Below are 16,230 nucleotides of genomic sequence, written 5' to 3' on the forward strand. Positions count from 1 at the left end.
CTCGGGTAGTTTGGACGAATGATCATGACTGTCGGCGAGCTCGGCGAGAGCGGCGTTCTGGCGCGCGTGCTCGCGCGCCTCGGGCACGCGGAGAACGCCCTGGTCGGGCCGGGAGACGACTGCGCTGTGCTGCGCTCGGCCGGCGACACCGTGGTGACGAGCGACACGATGATCGAGGGGCCGGACTTCCGGACCGCCTGGCACGACGGCCGCGATCTCGGGTGGAAACTCGCAGCGACCAATCTCTCGGACGTCGCGGCGATGGGCGCGCGCCCGACCGCGCTCACCGTCTCGCTCGCGGTGCCGCGTGATACTCCCGTCGCGTTCCTCGAGGCGATCGCCTCAGGCCTCGACGCTGCCTGCCGCGCGCTCGCGCCGGGGTGCGGCGTGGTCGGCGGAGACCTCGGGACCGCGCCCGTCGTGATGGCGGCGGTCACGGCCCTGGGCGATCTCGAGGGGCGCGAGCCCGTGTTGCGGACCGGCGCCAGACCGGGCGAGCTGCTCGCTTACGCCGGCGACCTGGGGCTCGCAGGACTCGGGCTGTCCCTCCTCTTCGAGCGGGCGGCCGACGAGGACGGTCGTGCGCTCGCCGGGGCGGTCGACGCGTTGCACGCCGAGTTCGGGGTGCCGCTCGCCGCGCAGCTCGCGCCGGAATCCCCGGTCCGGCTCGGGGTCGCCGCGTCGATTGCGGGCGCGAGCGCCATGATGGACGTCTCCGATTCGCTGTCGATCGACGCCGCCAGAATGGCCGAGGCGAGCGGAGTGTCGATCGAGCTGGACTCCTCCCTGCTCGCCGAAGGATTCTCCGAGCAGCGAGGCGTGCACGTTCCCGTCTCGGCGATGCTCACCGGGGGAGAGGACCACGGGCTGCTCGCGGCGTTCCCGGCCGGGGCGGCCCTGCCGGCGGGCTTCCGGGTGATCGGGAGGGTCGCAGAATCGGGTGCGTCCGAGGCGACACGGCTCCGTCTCGACGGGGCCCCTCTGGAGCCGAGCGGCTGGGACCCCTACACCGTGCGCTGGCCGGGGAGCTGATCCGGGGCGGAGAGCCTGAGCGCGGTCCACAGTTCCGCGCGCGTGTCCGGGTTGTCGAAGTCCGACTGCAGCAGGGTGGCGCCCGTCTGCACCCTCGCTTTGAGCGTGTGCCGATGGATTCCGAGCTCGCTCGCAGCGGGACTCGTCTGCCCGTGATGGGTGAGCCACACGCGCAGTGCCTCCTCGATGCGATCGCCGTGCCGCTGATCATGCTGCCTGATCGGGGCGAGCAGCATCGCCGCCCGGCGATGGGCCTCCTGGCTGGCGTCGAGGATGCTGAGCACCCCGTCGTGCAGCGTCGGGACGTACGCGACCAGTGCCGAGCCATCATGCGCGCTCGCGTGCTCGTAGGCGCGCTCCGCCTGCTGGATCAGGGCATCGAGCTCGGCCAGCCGACCGCGCTCGGACACGCCGCCGGGCACGCCGTGCGCGCCGAAGAGCCGCCTGATCGCCGGGAGGTGGCGGGCCTCCGCGATGAGCAGCGGCGTCCCCTCGAGCGTTGCGGCGAAGAGCCCGGCGCTTCCGGCGTCGAGGGAGCGGAGATCCTGCTCGAAGGCCTCACTCGTGTCGGAATCGGCGTAGCGCGCCGCGACGATCGGTCCATCGGGGAGCCGGACCAGGGTGCTCGCGGCGAGGCGGCCGGCGAGCCGGGTCTCTCCCTCGACGAGCAGTCTGACGATGCCCGTGCGCAGCGCGGCCTGGGCCGTGTCGATCCCGGCGCGGTGCTCGAGCTGGATCGTGGCGAGCGCGGAGACGAGACCGAGGAGCGCCCGGTCGGCGCTGTCCGGGGTGCCGTCGTCCGAGATCGCGAGGACACCGAGCACGCTGCGCTGGCGCCCGAGGGTCTGGAGCCGCGCACCCGCGCCGCGATCGTCCTCAATGCGGGCCGCGCTGGCGCCGCGCGAGACGAGCCGTCGCGCTTCGCGACGCAGCCACTCCGTCGCGGACGGGTCGAGTCCCGCGCTCTCGACGATGCGCCCGCTGCGATCCGTGATGCAGACCCAGCGGCCGAGCCTGGAGGCGGCCTCGCTCACGACGGCACCGAGGCCGTCGCGGTGGAGGGCCGCGTTGGAGACCGCGCGCTGCGCCTCGAGCGACCAGAGGTCCCGTGCGCGCTCCTCAGCGTCGATCAGCCGGGCAGCCGTCTGCACGATCTCGATGAACGCCGTGTCGTACGGCACGCGGAAGAGTGGCAGCCCGAGCCTGTCGCAGGCCGAGACGAAGCGCATGGGAACGCGGTCCCAGTGCAGACCGATGCCGACCCCGAGGGCGGTGACGCCGGCGTCGATGAGCCGGGCTACGAAGTCGTCGGCGTCGGCCTGATCGGGGGAATCATCGAAACGGGCGCCGGTGGTGAGGAGAACGGTGCGCGGGGTGAGGAACGGCGTCGGGTCGTTGAGCTCGCTCGCGTGGACCCACTGCACCGGGCGGTCGCCGGCGTCGGCGGAGTTGCCGGCGATCGTCACGAGTCCCAGCTGATACTGATGCAGCAGTTCGCCGAGGGGAATCGTGGGAGAACTGGTTCCTCCGGGCTGGAATCCCTGGTCAAGTTGTGTTTCCTGGGTCTCGCTCGGTGCGGCGCGCTGCGCGTTCACTTCGGCCCCCGTTCGGTTCTGCCAGTATGGCGAAAGATGCTTGCCAACTAAGCCATTGTGGCACGCTCGGCCCCGCATCGCCAGGAGTACGCTGATCACGAACCAATCCTGGGGCCCGGTACTTCGTGCGGCCCCGCCCGATCCAGTGAATGGAGAACACCTCATGGTCGATGTCATCGGCGGACCCTCGCTCCCGCAGGAGCGCAAGCTCGTCACCAGCATCCCCGGCCCGAAGTCGCAGGAGCTCCTCGCCCGTAAGAACGCCGCCGTCGCCGCCGGTGTCGGCGTCGCCCTCCCCGTCTCGATTGTTGCGGCCGGTGGTGGCGTCATGGTCGACGCCGACGGCAACTCGCTCGTCGATCTCGGCTCCGGCATCGCCGTGACCGGTGTCGGCAACGCGGCACCCGCCGTCGTCGAGGCCGTGACCAACCAGGTCCAGCAGTTCACCCACACCTGCTTCACCGTGACCCCCTACGAGGGCTACGTCGAGGTCGCCGAGAAGCTCAACGCCGTGACCCCCGGCGATCACGAGAAGCGCTCCGCACTCTTCAACTCCGGCGCAGAGGCCGTTGAGAACGCCATCAAGATCGCGCGTCACTTCACGAAGAAGAACGCCGTCGTCGTGTTCGACCACGCCTACCACGGCCGCACCAACCTCACCATGGGCATGACCGCCAAGAACATGCCTTACAAGGATGGCTTCGGCCCCTTCGCCCCCGAGGTCTACCGCGTTCCCACCTCGTACCCCTACCGCGACGGCATGACCGGCGCCGAGGCAGCCGCCAACACCATCTCGGCCATCGAGAAGCAGGTCGGTGCGAACAACCTCGCCGCGATCATCATCGAGCCGATCCAGGGCGAGGGCGGCTTCATCGCCCCGGCCGAGGGCTTCCTCCCCGCGCTGCAGGAGTGGTCGACCAAGAACAACGTCGTGTTCATCCTCGACGAGGTGCAGACCGGCTTCGCCCGCACCGGTGACCTGTTCGCCGCAAACTTCGAGGGCGTCGTCCCCGATCTCGTCACCACCGCGAAGGGCATCGCCGGCGGCCTGCCGCTGTCGGCCGTGACCGGCCGCGCCGAGATCATGGATTCGGCTCACGCCGGCGGCCTGGGCGGCACCTACACGGGCAGCCCGATCTCCTGCGCCGCGGCCCTCGCGACGATCGAGACCTACGAGAAGGAGAACCTCACGGAGCGCGCCCGCGAAATCGGCGCGATCATCACGGAGTTCTTCACCGAGCTGCAGAAGACCGATGACCGCATCGGCGACATCCGCGGCCGCGGCGCCATGCAGGCCGTCGAGCTCGTCGAGTCCGGCAGCACCAAGCCGAACCCCGCGCTGACCTCCGCGCTCGCGAAGTTCGCCGGCGAGAACGGCGTCATCCTCCTCACCTGCGGCACCTACGGCAACGTGGTCCGCTTCCTCCCGCCGCTGTCCATCTCGGACGAGCTCCTCCGTGACGGCCTCTCGGTCGTGGCCGAGGGCCTCAAGGCGAACGCCTAATCCTGTTGTAATTCGATCCCGAAAGGACGAACGAACATGGCACTGAAGCCCAACGAGCAGGCACTGCTCGACAGCGTCAAGGACGGTCTCGGCATCGGCGGCACCTGGGAGCCGTCGACGTCGGGGGCAACCCTCGACGTGCACGATCCCGCCACCGGCGAGGTCATCAAGTCGATCGCCGACGCCACGGTCGAGGACGCGGTTCGCGCGCTCGACGCGGCCGTCGCCGCGCAGGAGAGCTGGGCTGCGACCTCGTCGCGCGAGCGCTCCAACATCCTCCGCCGCGCCTTCGACCTCCTCATGGAGCGCAAGGAAGACTTCGCGCTCCTGATGAGCATGGAGATGGGCAAGCCCATCGCCGAGGCTCGTGGCGAGGTCAACTACGGCGGCGAGTTCCTCCGCTGGTTCTCGGAAGAGGCCGTCCGGGTTCCCGGCGACTTCCGCCAGAACCCCGAGGGCACCGGCACGATGATCGTCTCGCAGATGCCGGTCGGCCCCTGCTACTTCATCACCCCGTGGAACTTCCCGCTCGCGATGGCCACCCGCAAGATCGCACCCGCGCTTGCTGCCGGTTGCACGGTCGTCATCAAGCCGGCCGCGCTCACCCCGCTCACGACCATCTTCTTCGCGCAGCTGCTCGAAGAGGCCGGCCTCCCCGCCGGTGTCGTGAACGTCGTCGCGACCTCGAAGTCGAGCGCCCAGTCGAGCGCTCTGCTCTCGGACCCGCGCCTGCGTAAGCTCAGCTTCACGGGCTCGACGCCGGTCGGCGTCAAGCTGCTCGAGGCCGCGGCGCAGAACGTGCTCCGCACCTCGATGGAGCTCGGCGGCAACGCCCCGTTCCTCGTGTTCGAGGACGCCGATCTCGATAAGGCCGTCGAGGGCGCGATGCTCGCGAAGTTCCGCAACATCGGCCAGGCCTGCACCGCAGCCAACCGCATCATTGTGCACGAGTCGGTCGCCGACGAGTTCGCCCGCCGCATCGGCGAGCGCGTCTCGAAGATGACCGTCGGCCGCGGCGCGGAAGAGGGCTACGACATCGGCGCGCTCGTCGAGGAGAAGGCCGTCACGAACACGGCCCGCCTCGTTGCGGACGCGGTCGAGACCGGCGGCACGATCGTCACCGGCGGCGACGCCGTGGACGGCCCCGGCCACTTCTTCGAGCCGACCGTGATCGATCACATCAGCCCCCAGGCTGCGATCATGCGCGAGGAGATCTTCGGGCCGCTGCTCGGGATCATCCGCTTCTCCACCGAGGAGGAGGCCGTCGAGATCGCCAACAACACCGAGTACGGCCTGATCAGCTACGTGTTCACCGAGAACATCGGGCGCGGCATGCGGATGATCGAGAAGCTCGAGACCGGCATGATGGGTCTCAACACCGGCCTCGTCTCCAACGCTGCTGCACCGTTCGGCGGCGTGAAGCAGTCGGGCATCGGCCGCGAGGGCGGCTTCGAGGGAATCCACGAGTTCCTGTCCTCGAAGTACACGCTCATCCCGCGCTAATCACCGCGTGAGCACCAAGGGGCGCCGGATCCACTGGGATCCGGCGCCCCTTTCGCGTTGGGGGGCGTCGTTTTCGGCGCGGGGTCGGCGGCCCCTTCGGCGTCGTGAGTCGCACCCCAGGGTCGCGGCCCGCGACGATTGCGCGTTGTGGGCGGCACCCATTCGTGAGGCGGTTCGCGGCCCGGCGTCCCGGCGTCCGGTTAGTCCTGATCAGCGGCGCGGTCGGCGCGCTCGGCCCACCACAGCGCCGTCTCGCCGTAACGCTTGTCGCGGAGCGGGACGAGCGCCGCGGGCCAGCGCGGCTCTCCCGATCGGGTGCTGCGCTCCACGAGCACGACTCCGTCCGGCGCGATCAGGGGAGCGAGCGCCGCGAGGTTCGCCGTGAGCTCGTCGTCGGCGAGATCGTAGGGCGGGTCGAGAAGCGCAACATCCCACTCGGGAGGCGCCGGTCGGGCGGCCTGCTCGTCGAGGTAACTCTGCACGGAGTGCTTGAGCGCCGAGATCGCGGGCGCCTGTGCGCCGCTGGCGCCGCGGGTGAACGCCGCGAGCACGATCCTGGCATTGTCCTGCGCGATCTTCGCCGCAGCAGGGTGCTTCTCCACGAGCTCGACGCGCCGCGCTCCGCGGCTCGCCGCCTCGAGCCCGAGCGCGCCCGAACCCGCGTACAGGTCGAGCACGCGCGCCCCGTCGATGAGGTCCCAGGATTCGAGCGACGAGAAGATGGCCTCGCGCACCCGGTCGCTCGTCGGGCGCGTGCCCGATTTCGGGACGGAAAGTCGGAGGGAACCGGCGATCCCGGCGATGATTCTGGTCACGGAACGAGCGTAGCGCCCGTCAGTGTCAGCGGTCGCCGATAGCCTGGTCGTATGACCACCGCGACCCTCGAGACCCCGCTCGACGGGGTCGTGGGTGCGCGCACCGCGAAACCGCTTGCCAAAGCGTTCGGAGTCACCACCGTCGGCGAGCTGCTGCACCACATTCCCCGGCGCTACTCGCGGCGCGGAGAGCTCACACCGCTCGCCGGCTTGCCTCCCGGCGAGCACATCACGGTCGTGGCCCAGGTACTCGACGTGCGCGAGCGCACGATGCAGCGGCGGCGGGGGAGCCTCCTCGAAGCTCGGATCACGGACGGCACGGGCACGCTCTCGCTCACGTTCTTCAACCAGGCGTGGCGCGCGCGGGATCTCGTTGCGGGCCGTCGCGGCATCTTCGCTGGCAAGGTCAGCGAGTATCGCGGCCAGCTGCAGCTCCAGCACCCCGAGTACGAGCTGTTCGAGAATCGGGAAGACGCCCCCGGTGCCGATCAGCTGGACGAGGCGGCCGCGAAGGCCTGGTCAGAGACTCCCGTGCCGATCTACCCTGCGACGGCGCAGGTGCCGAGCTGGACCGTGCAGCGCACCGTCGAACTCGCGCTCGACGCGCTCGGACCCGTCGACGATCCGATCCCCGCGGAGATCCTCCGCTCGGAGGGGATCATGCCACTGGGCCGCGCGCTCGAGCTCGTGCACCGGCCGCGCACGGACGCCGACTGGCGGGGAGCGCGGGAGAGCCTGCGGTTCCGCGAGGCGTTCGAGCTGCAGCTCGCCCTCCTGGACCGGCGGCGGCGCGCGGCGGGGGAGCCGAGCACCCCGCGGCCGATCGAGTCTGCGCCGCTCGCCCGCTTTGATGCCGCGTTGCCGTTCGAGCTCACGGGGGATCAGCGCGCTGCCGGCGCCGCCATCGCCGCGGAGCTGGCTCAGCCGCACCCCATGCACCGGCTGCTGCAGGGTGAGGTCGGTTCCGGTAAGACGCTCGTCGCGCTGCGCGCGATGCTGCAGGTCGCTGGCAGCGGCGGGCAGAGCGCCCTCCTCGCCCCGACCGAGGTGCTCGCGGCCCAGCATTTCCGCTCGGTCGTTGAGGCCCTCGGCCCCGATCTCGCGTCCGAGATGAACCCCGTGCTGCTCACCGGCCGCATGCCTGCCGCGGAGCGCAAGCGCGCCCTGCTCGCCCTCGCCTCGGGCACCTCCCGGATCGCGATCGGCACCCACGCTCTCATCAGCGACAACGTCACGTTCTTCGACCTCGGCTTCATCGTCGTCGACGAGCAGCACCGCTTCGGCGTCGATCAGCGCGAGGCGCTGCGCCGCAAGGGCACCCAGCCCCACGTGCTCGCCATGACCGCCACCCCGATCCCGCGCACCGTCGCGCTCACCGCCTTCGGCGACCTTGAGGTGACCACGATCCGCGAGCTTCCGCCCGGTCGCCAGGGCATCGAGACCTTCGCGGTCCCCGAGATCGAGATGCCGCGCCGCGCGGCGCGCGTCTGGGAGCGGGCCGCCGAGGAGCTCGTGAAGGGCCGCCAGATCTATGTCGTCTGCCCCGCAATCGCTCCCGGTGAGGCCGAGACGCCGTCCGGTGAGGAGCCGGGAGACGCGGGAGATGCCGCGGGGGAGCAGCGACCCATCGCGAACGTCGCCGAGACGGTCGCCGAGCTGCGGGCTCGCCCCGAGTACGCGGGCGCGCGCATCGAGGGCCTCCACGGCGCGCTCCCTGGTCCCGAAAAAGACCGGATCATGACAGAGTTCGCGGCGGGAGAGATCGGGATGCTCGTCGCCACCACCGTGATCGAGGTCGGCGTCAACGTTCCGAACGCGTCAACCATGATCGTGCGCGACGCCGACCGCTTCGGCATCTCCCAGCTGCACCAGCTGCGCGGCCGCGTCGGCCGGGGCGAACACGCGGGCCTCTGCCTCCTCATGACCCGCGCCGAGGCGGGCAGCGTCGCCCGCGAACGCATTGACGCGATCGCCGCGACCTCGGACGGATTCGCGCTGGCCGAGGTCGATCTCGAGCTCCGCCGCGAGGGGGACATCCTCGGCACCGCGCAGTCCGGCGGCAGATCAACGCTCAAACTCCTCCGGGTCGCCGAGCACGGCGAACTCATCCAGCACGCCCGCGATGTCGCAGGCGCCCTCCTCGAAGCCGACCCCGAACTCGTGGCGGCCCCCGGGCTCGCCGAGCTGCTCGCGCGCGAGCGCGCGGCCGGACACATCGACAACCTCGCCAAGTCCTGAGCGACGCCCCGCGTGGGTTCTGGCCCGGCGTGCGCTCCGAACGGTACCGCGGTACCACTGCCAGGCACCCCGGGGCGACGCGGCAGCGCCCTCCATCCACGTAGCGTGAAACCATCGCCCATCGCGGGTGGTCCCCGAACACGAGGAGGAACCCATGATCGAAGCACGCGGCCTCACCAAGTCGTACGGTGCGAAGCGCGCCGTCGACGACGCCACCTTCACCGTCCGGCCCGGCACCGTCACGGGCTTCCTCGGCCCGAACGGCGCCGGCAAATCCACGAGCATGCGCCTCATGGTCGGCCTCGACCGCCCCACGTCCGGCACCGTCACGGTCAACGGCTCGCGCTACGGCGAGCTCGCCGCGCCCGTCCACGAGGTGGGCGTGCTGCTCGACGCGAAGGGCGTCCACCCCGGGCGCACCGCTCGCAGCCACCTCCGCGCACTCGCGGCGACCCACCGCATCAGCGACGGCCGCGTCGACGAGGTCCTCGCGCTCGCGGGTCTCACCGCCGTCGCGAACAAGCGCGTCGGCGGCTTTTCCCTCGGGATGGGCCAGCGGCTCGGAATCGCGGCCGCGCTCCTCGGCGATCCCGCGACGCTCATCCTCGACGAGCCGGTCAACGGCCTCGATCCCGATGGCGTCCTCTGGGTCCGTCAGCTCCTCCGGCATCTCGCCTCCGAGGGGCGCACGGTGCTGCTGTCGAGCCACCTCATGAGCGAGATGGCGCAAACCGCTGACCACGTGATCGTCCTCGGACGCGGCAGGGTGATTGCCGACGCCTCGATCTCGGAGTTCGTCACCGGAGCCGGTGGCGCACACGTGATCGTCCGCAGCCCCGACGACGCCCGTCTCGCCGCGGCGCTCCTCGCCGCCTTCCCGTCGGGAGTCGACCTTGCGCCCGCCGAGGGCGGCGGGTTCTCCGCACACGGAATTACCGCTCCCGAGATCGGCGGCATCGCAGCCGCCGAGGGGATCGTCCTCCACGAGCTGCGCCCCGTCGCAGCCAGCCTTGAGGACGCCTACCTCGCGCTCAGCCGCGAGGAGATCGAGTACGCCCCGGCCGGCGCAGCCGCCTGATCCGGAAACGCACGAGAGGCACAGCATCATGACGCATCAGAATCTCCCCACGAACCCCGCGAGCGGCCCCGTCGGCGTCCCCGGACCGGACGCGAGCCCCCAGGGTGGCTCGCTCCTTCTCGACGCGGCACCGGACGCCCCGATCGCCGAGCAGGGATCGCCCGCCGAGGCGACCGCGGCACGCCACGGAGGACGGCCCGCGCGCCAGGGGGCCGCCCCCGGCTCGAGTCTCAGCTTCGGCGGCGTCCTCCGCTCGGAGCGCATCAAGCTCCTGTCGTTGCGCAGCGTGAAGATCACCCTGCTCCTGACGCTTGCAATGGGGATCGGCCTCGCCGGTCTCATGGGCTTCGCCGGACTCGAGATGGTGCAGGCCCAGGGCGGCGCCGACCCGTCCCCGACTGTCCTGCAGATGTACCTGCTGACCGTCTCGACGTTCGCCGCGCCGTTCCTCGCGATGGTGTTCGGCGTCCTCGGGGTGTTCTCGGTCACGAGCGAGTATTCGAGCGGCATGATCCTCTCCACGCTCGCCGCCGCGCCGCGTCGCGGCCAGGTCTTCGTTGCGAAGGCGCTCGTGCTCTCGGCCATCGCGGCGGTCGTGGCGTTCATCATTGCAGCGGTCGGTCTGCTGATCGCGGTCATCTACTTCCCGGCGTCGGCCTCGCAGATCCTCACCTGGGAGGTGCTCTCCGGGATCCTGGGCACGGTGGTGTATCAGGTGCTGATCGCGCTGCTCGCGTTCGGGATCGCGGCGCTGCTGCGCTCCACTGCCGGTGGCATCTCGGCGATCGTCGGCCTGATCTTTGTGCTCCCGATCGGTTTCCAGGTCCTCATGATCACCGGGTGGGCCTGGATCGAGACCGCGATGCAGTACCTGCCGCTGCCACTCGGTAGCTCGCTGTCGAGCGGGTTCTCCGGCGAGACGGTGCCGAGCTACGGAATCGCCGCGCTCACGATGGCGATCTGGACGGCCGTCGCGCTCGTCCCTGCCTTCTTCTCGTTCCGCCGCCGCGACGCGAAGTAGCCGCTTGATCAGGTGCGCTTGGCTAAGGTGAGGGGGTGATGAGCGAAGCCGAGGTGCGCCTGCCGCGCCCGCCGGGAGTGATCCGGCGGGCGCTCGCTGCGCACCCGAGGGCCGTCGATATCTTCATCGTCATCTGGTACTTCATCGGAACCGGACTGGGCGTCCTGATCGATGTCACGGTTCTGGTGAACGACCCGGCATCCCCGTTCATGAACCCGGCGCAGATGACCTGGCCGCTCCTGCTGTTCGCGGTCATCCGCACCCTCGCCGTGGCCGCGGCGCTCTACTTCCGCAGGCGGTTCCCGCTCGCGGGCCTCATCGTCGCGGTGCTCGCGGTCTTCGGGCCGCAGGGCGCCGTAGACCTGGCGAACTCGGTCGCCGTGCTGTTCATGATCTACGCCGTTCCGGTGTATCGCAGTGTGCGCGCCGGCTGGCTCGGCTACGGGATTGCCCTCGTCGGGGCGGTGCTCGCGGTCTACGTTCCCGTGGGACCCCGCGGAATGACCCTGGTGGGACCGAGTGTCGGCGTGAATGACGGGACCGGCACCGAAGGGGTGACGACGAGCATCGGAACCGGGATCACCGGAAACGATTCGATCCTGATCATCGTCATGACCGCCGTCTGGTATCTCGCGATCCTCATGCTCGGCATCAACCTCGGCAATCGGCGCCGCTACCTCGCCGCGATCATCGACCGGGCCCACCAGCTCGCCAGGGAGCGGGATCAGCGCGCCCAGCTCGCGGTCGCCGAGGAGCGATCGCGGATCGCTCGCGAGATGCACGACATCGTCGCCCACTCGGTCTCGGTCATGATCGCGCTCTCCGAGGGGGCCGCCCGCGCGTCCGCGACGGCTCCCGATGCGGCAGCCGACGCGATGCGCCGCAGCGCCGAGACGGGCAGGACGGCGCTCACGGAGATGAGGCGACTGCTCGGCGCCCTCCACTCCTCGGGCGAGGAACAGGCAGAGCTGGTGCCCCAGCCCGGCGTCGACCAGGTCGACGACCTGGTCGAGGGCTTCCGTCGAGCCGGTCTCGAGATCGAGTGCACGGTGAACGGGCAGGGAGCGGGCGATCGCGGCCAGGAACTCGCGATCTACCGGATCGTGCAGGAGGGGCTCACGAACGTGCTGCGCTACGCGGGGACCGGGGCGCGGGTCGAGGTGACGATCAGGCAGGAAGCGATGCGGACCACGGTGAAGGTGCGGGACTATGGCCGGCCCGCGAACGCCGACCTCCCCGTGCAGGGGCTGGGCTCCGGTCGCGGACTCACCGGCCTCGCCGAGCGCGCCCGCGTGTTCGGCGGGCGCATCGAATCGGGTCCGGTGCCGGCCGCTGAGGGCGGCGGCTGGCGACTCTGGGCCGAACTGCCGGTCGCGGCCAGCCGACGCGCGCCGGTGTTCCTTGGGGGGGATCCGCAGGCGCCAGAAAACCCGTGATGACCGGAACACCGGGCGTGGGCCTGCGCGCCCTGCGGCGCCCCGGCCCCGATCGGGCAGGCAGAATGGAACTACAGCGGCGCCGAACGCACCGCACGATGAGGGAGGCGCAATGAGCGAGAGCACGATCCGGATCATGCTCGTCGATGACCAGGAGCTGATCCGCACCGGATTCAAGCTCGTTCTGCTCGCCGAGCCCGGCATGGAAGTGGTCGCGGAGGCATCGGACGGCATTGACGCGCTCGCCGTGCTCGACCGCCTCGCTGCGGAAGGCTCCGGCTGCGACATCGTGCTCATGGACGTTCGCATGCCGGGAATGAACGGGATCGAGGCGACCACGAGGATCGTCGCCCGCCATCCGGCGACGCGCGTGATCGTGCTCACGACCTTCGACCTCGACGAGTACGCGGCGGGCGCGATCCAGGCCGGGGCGAGCGGATTCCTCCTCAAGGATGCCCGCCCGAGCGAGCTCGTCGACGCGATCCATCGCGTCGCGGCCGGTGACGCGACGATGGCGCCGAGCGTCACCAGGCGCCTCATGGAGCAGCTCCGCAACGCGGGCGGGGAGCCGGTCGGCTTTGCGGGCATCGCTCAGGCGGGATCCGGCGAGCCCGATCCCGCGCTCGAGGTGCTGACCGAGCGTGAAACGGAGGTGCTCAAGCTCATCGCGGAGGGGCGCAACAACGCCGAGATCAGCGGGGAACTGTTCCTCTCCGAGTCGACGGTGAAGACGCACGTCGGACGCGTGCTCGCGAAGCTCCAGCTCCGCGACCGCGTGCACGCCGTGATCTTCGCGAAGCAGCACGGCCTGTAGCAGGCGGCGAGTTCGCCACCCGCGCAACCCGGGAGCGTGCCGCCTCAGAAAAGTGCTGGCCCGAGGCCGTAGGCTAGAGGCATGAGCAGAATCGCCGTCGTACCCGGGTCATTCGATCCGGTGACACTGGGCCATCTCGACGTGATCCGCCGTGCCGCCGGGATCTTCGATCAGGTCCACGTCCTTGTCGTCCACAATCCCGGCAAGAACGCGATGCTCCCGATCACGGAGCGCGTCGCGCTGATCCAGAAGTCGATCGACGAGGATCCGGAGATGCCGGACAACATCCTCGTCGCTTCCTGGTCGGTGGGCCTGCTGGTCGACTACTGCACCGAGGTCGGGGCGAGCGTGCTCGTGAAGGGCATCCGCTCGCAGATCGACGTCTCCTACGAAACCCCGATGGTGCTCATGAACCGCAGCCTCGCCAACGTCGAGACCGTGTTCATGCTGCCCGATCCGCAGCACGCCCACGTCTCGAGCACGCTCGTTCGCCAGGTCGCCTCCCTCGGCGGCGACGTCTCGCCCTACGTTCCCGCGGCCGTTGGCCGTTTTCTCGACAAGACGAGGCCAGCCTGATGAGCACGACGCGCGTATACGAAGAGAACATCCGGGACCTGATCAACCGGCCGGGGGAGATGCGTGAGCGTTCCCGCGAGCTGATCGTCCCCGAGAAACTCGGCGAGGGCCTCGCTGAGGTTCGCGCCGGTGAGCGCATGGATCTCGACGTCCGGCTCGAGTCGGTGCACGAGGGGATCCTCGTGTCGGCCGACGTCTCGACGACGGTCCACGCCGAGTGCGGTCGCTGCCTCAAAGAATTCGCCACGCCGTTTCAAGTCGAGTTCCAGGAGCTTTTCGCGTATACTCCTACGGAGGCCGACGAGTATGAGGTTCACGGTGATCACGTGGATCTTGAACCTCCGCTCCGAGACGCGGTAGTGCTTGCACTGCCGTTCCAGCCTGTGTGTCGCCCGGACTGCCCGGGACTCGATCCCGAGTCCGGTGAGCTGCGCGAGGCCGAGGCTGCAGAGTCGCCTGTTGCGGATGTTGATCCGCGGTGGGCAGCCCTGGCCGGTTTCAAGGCTGATGAAGAACCCGATGCGGACGACGAGTCCGCATCCGTAAGCAAGTAGGAGAGAACACCATGGCTGTTCCCAAGCGGAAGATGTCGCGCTCGAACACCCGTCACCGCCGTTCGGCGTGGAAGGCCGAGGCCCCCAAGCTGGTCAAGACCGTTGAGAACGGTCGCACCGTCTACAGCCTCCCGCACCGCGCTCGCGTCGTCGAGGACTCGCAGGGCAACGCCCTCTTCCTCGAGTACAAGGGCCGCAAGGTCGCCGACGTTTAAGTCGTTTCGTGTGAACGGGAACGTTGATTCGCTCCCGCCCGCCGAAGGGGGAAAGCCGTCGGGGTCGCCACAGGGTGAGCCCGGCGGCTTTCTCGATTCTTTCGGCGTCGCGGTTGAGCCTTCGCTGCTCGAACTCGCCCTGACCCACCGCTCGTGGGCCTACGAGAACGGCGGCACGCCGCACAACGAACGGCTCGAGTTCCTCGGCGATTCGATCCTCGGTCAGGCCGTCACGGTGAAGCTGTACGGCGACTACCCGGAGCTGCCGGAGGGTGAGCTCGCGAAGCGCCGCGCCGCGCTCGTCTCGACTGCCGCGCTCGCAGAGGTGGCCCGCGGGCTCGGCCTCGGCGCGTCGCTGCGGCTCGGCAAGGGTGAGAAGCAGACGGGCGGCCGCGATAAGGACTCGATCCTCGCGGACACGGTTGAAGCCGTGATCGGGGCGGTGTTCCTGTCGACCGATCCGGCGACCGCGAACCGCTTCGTGCTCGACCTCGTCGCGCCGCTGCTCGACGATCCGAACCGCTTCACCACGGCGCTCGATCCGAAGACCTCGCTGCAGAAGGAGGCCGCGCGCCGCGGTCTGCCGCATCCGCCATACGAGACCGAGGGATCCGGTCCGGATCATGATCGCCGCTACGTCTCCCGCGTCACGCTCGACGGCGTGACCGGCAAGGGGCGCGGCACGAGCAAGAAGGCTGCCGAGCTGGCCGCCGCACGCGACGCCGTGGCCCGGCTGGGCGGCCCGAAGAACTAGCGTGCCCGAACTTCCCGAGGTTGAGGTGGTGCGGGCGGGGCTCGCGCCGGCGCTCACCGGAGCGATCGTCACGGGCGCCCAGGTGTTCGACGGGCGCGCGCTGAAGCGACACGTGCCACTCGGCGGCGACGACGGTCTCGGCGGGCACGGCGTCACGCTGCCGGTCGAAGCCGCCGCTGCGCGCGCCGCCGACTTCGAGCGGCGCATCACCGGGGCGCGGCTGCTCGGCCCGGTGCGGCGCGGGAAGTTCCTGTGGGTGCCGATCGCGGGCGGTTCTGTTGGGGGAGCAGGGGATTCCACGGTGTCTCCCGCTCCCGCAGTTGCGCCGACGACCGCGCTGCTCGCCCACCTCGGCATGAGCGGTCAGATGCTGCTGCGATCCGTCGACGCGGCGGACGATCGCCAGCTGCGAATCCGCCTCTGGATCGAGCACCCGGACCACGGTGAGCTGCGCCTCGACTTCGCCGATCAGCGGCTGTTCGGCTCTCTCGCGATCGACGCGCTCGAGCCGACCGCCGACGGCGCACCCGCAGGATACGCCGGGGCCGGGTTGCTGCGGGGGAGGGATCCGGCCGATCCGGATCCGGAGACCGCCGCCGCCGCGCTGGGCGCGTTCTCCGCGCCGCTGCTGCCGTCGCAGGCCGCGCACATCGCGCGAGACCCGCTCGACCCGTCCTTCGACGACGCGGCATTCATCGCGGCGCTCCGCGGCCGCGGATCCGGCATCAAATCCCTGATCCTGAACCAGTCGCTCGTGAGCGGCGTCGGCAACATCTACGCCGACGAGTCCCTCTGGCGCGCCCGCCTGCACCCCGAAACCGCGGGCCGCGCGATCTCCGTGCGCCGCCTCACTGAGCTGCTGGCGCACATGCGTGATGTCTTCGCGCAGGCCCTCGCGGAGGGCGGAACGAGCTTCGACGAGCAGTACGTGAACGTGAATGGGCAGGGTGGTTATTTTGCGCACTCGCTGAACGCCTATGGGCGCGGGGGCGAGCCGTGCCCGCGCTGCGCTAGTCTGCTCCGGCGGATCGTGGTGGGCGGCCGGTCCGCGCATTACTGCGCGGTGTGCCAGAAACGGCGATGAGTTACTGCGCC

Annotated in this window: 15 protein-coding genes; 13 read left to right on the top strand and 2 right to left on the bottom strand. The window is 70.1% G+C overall.

The features are described 5' to 3' along the window. Positions 1 to 18 precede the first annotated feature (18 nt). Positions 19 to 1,032, top strand: a complete 1,014-nt coding sequence (thiL, locus tag JD292_RS03300; RefSeq protein WP_200131294.1) for a thiamine-phosphate kinase — start codon at positions 19 to 21, stop codon at positions 1,030 to 1,032. On the opposite strand, the gene JD292_RS03305 is transcribed toward thiL, so the two are convergent. Then, on the bottom strand, positions 1,005 to 2,627 hold the full coding sequence (locus tag JD292_RS03305) for a PucR family transcriptional regulator (RefSeq protein WP_369411124.1): 1,623 nt from the start codon (positions 2,625 to 2,627) through the stop codon (positions 1,005 to 1,007). The genes thiL and JD292_RS03305 overlap by 28 nt on opposite strands. Before the next feature lie 163 nt (positions 2,628 to 2,790). Here JD292_RS03305 and gabT point away from each other — a divergent pair, with 163 nt between their 5' ends. Together gabT and JD292_RS03315 are read left to right on the top strand one after the other, a co-directional pair. Next, positions 2,791 to 4,131: a 4-aminobutyrate--2-oxoglutarate transaminase gene (gene gabT, locus JD292_RS03310; protein ID WP_200131295.1), complete on the top strand. Its 1,341-nt coding sequence runs from the start codon at positions 2,791 to 2,793 to the stop codon at positions 4,129 to 4,131. A gap of 36 nt (positions 4,132 to 4,167) precedes the next feature. Then, positions 4,168 to 5,634: an NAD-dependent succinate-semialdehyde dehydrogenase gene (locus tag JD292_RS03315; protein ID WP_200131296.1), complete on the top strand. Its 1,467-nt coding sequence runs from the start codon at positions 4,168 to 4,170 to the stop codon at positions 5,632 to 5,634. A 200-nt stretch (positions 5,635 to 5,834) separates the two neighbouring features. Here JD292_RS03315 and JD292_RS03320 read toward each other — a convergent pair whose 3' ends face one another. Beyond that, on the bottom strand, positions 5,835 to 6,449 hold the full coding sequence (locus tag JD292_RS03320; RefSeq protein WP_200131297.1) for an RsmD family RNA methyltransferase: 615 nt from the start codon (positions 6,447 to 6,449) through the stop codon (positions 5,835 to 5,837). 51 nt (positions 6,450 to 6,500) lie between these two features. Here JD292_RS03320 and JD292_RS03325 point away from each other — a divergent pair, with 51 nt between their 5' ends. The 10 genes from JD292_RS03325 to mutM all read left to right on the top strand — a co-directional run bounded on the left by JD292_RS03325 (position 6,501) and on the right by mutM (position 16,219). Beyond that, positions 6,501 to 8,687: an ATP-dependent DNA helicase RecG gene (locus tag JD292_RS03325; protein ID WP_200131298.1), complete on the top strand. Its 2,187-nt coding sequence runs from the start codon at positions 6,501 to 6,503 to the stop codon at positions 8,685 to 8,687. A 154-nt stretch (positions 8,688 to 8,841) separates the two neighbouring features. After that, a complete protein-coding gene (locus tag JD292_RS03330) occupies positions 8,842 to 9,765 on the top strand; it encodes an ABC transporter ATP-binding protein (RefSeq protein WP_200131299.1) in 924 nt (307 codons plus the stop codon). Between the two features lie 28 nt (positions 9,766 to 9,793). Then, a complete protein-coding gene (locus JD292_RS03335; protein WP_200131300.1) occupies positions 9,794 to 10,786 on the top strand; it encodes a DUF2705 family protein in 993 nt (330 codons plus the stop codon). A 38-nt stretch (positions 10,787 to 10,824) separates the two neighbouring features. After that, positions 10,825 to 12,222, top strand: a complete 1,398-nt coding sequence (locus JD292_RS03340) for a sensor histidine kinase (protein WP_200131301.1) — start codon at positions 10,825 to 10,827, stop codon at positions 12,220 to 12,222. 112 nt (positions 12,223 to 12,334) lie between these two features. Further along, positions 12,335 to 13,036 carry a response regulator gene (locus tag JD292_RS03345; RefSeq protein ID WP_200131302.1) on the top strand — a complete coding sequence of 234 codons (702 nt, stop codon included), beginning with the start codon at positions 12,335 to 12,337 and terminating at the stop codon, positions 13,034 to 13,036. Positions 13,037 to 13,117: 81 nt separating this feature from the next. Then, positions 13,118 to 13,612 (top strand): pantetheine-phosphate adenylyltransferase, encoded by a 495-nt coding sequence (gene coaD / locus JD292_RS03350; RefSeq protein WP_200131303.1) that lies wholly within the window; start codon positions 13,118 to 13,120, stop codon positions 13,610 to 13,612. Continuing rightward, entirely contained in the window at positions 13,612 to 14,166 is a 555-nt protein-coding gene (locus JD292_RS03355; protein ID WP_200131304.1) for a YceD family protein, read from the top strand. Before coaD ends, JD292_RS03355 begins: the two co-directional genes overlap by 1 nt. 11 nt (positions 14,167 to 14,177) lie before the next feature. Beyond that, entirely contained in the window at positions 14,178 to 14,381 is a 204-nt protein-coding gene (rpmF, locus tag JD292_RS03360; protein ID WP_200131305.1) for a 50S ribosomal protein L32, read from the top strand. A 10-nt stretch (positions 14,382 to 14,391) separates the two neighbouring features. Next, a complete protein-coding gene (gene rnc, locus JD292_RS03365; RefSeq protein WP_200131306.1) occupies positions 14,392 to 15,135 on the top strand; it encodes a ribonuclease III in 744 nt (247 codons plus the stop codon). Position 15,136: 1 nt separating this feature from the next. Next, positions 15,137 to 16,219: a bifunctional DNA-formamidopyrimidine glycosylase/DNA-(apurinic or apyrimidinic site) lyase gene (gene mutM, locus JD292_RS03370; protein ID WP_200131307.1), complete on the top strand. Its 1,083-nt coding sequence runs from the start codon at positions 15,137 to 15,139 to the stop codon at positions 16,217 to 16,219. Positions 16,220 to 16,230: the final 11 nt, after the last annotated feature.

Source organism: Leucobacter edaphi (assembly GCF_016522535.1).
GTDB lineage: Bacteria > Actinomycetota > Actinomycetes > Actinomycetales > Microbacteriaceae > Leucobacter > Leucobacter edaphi.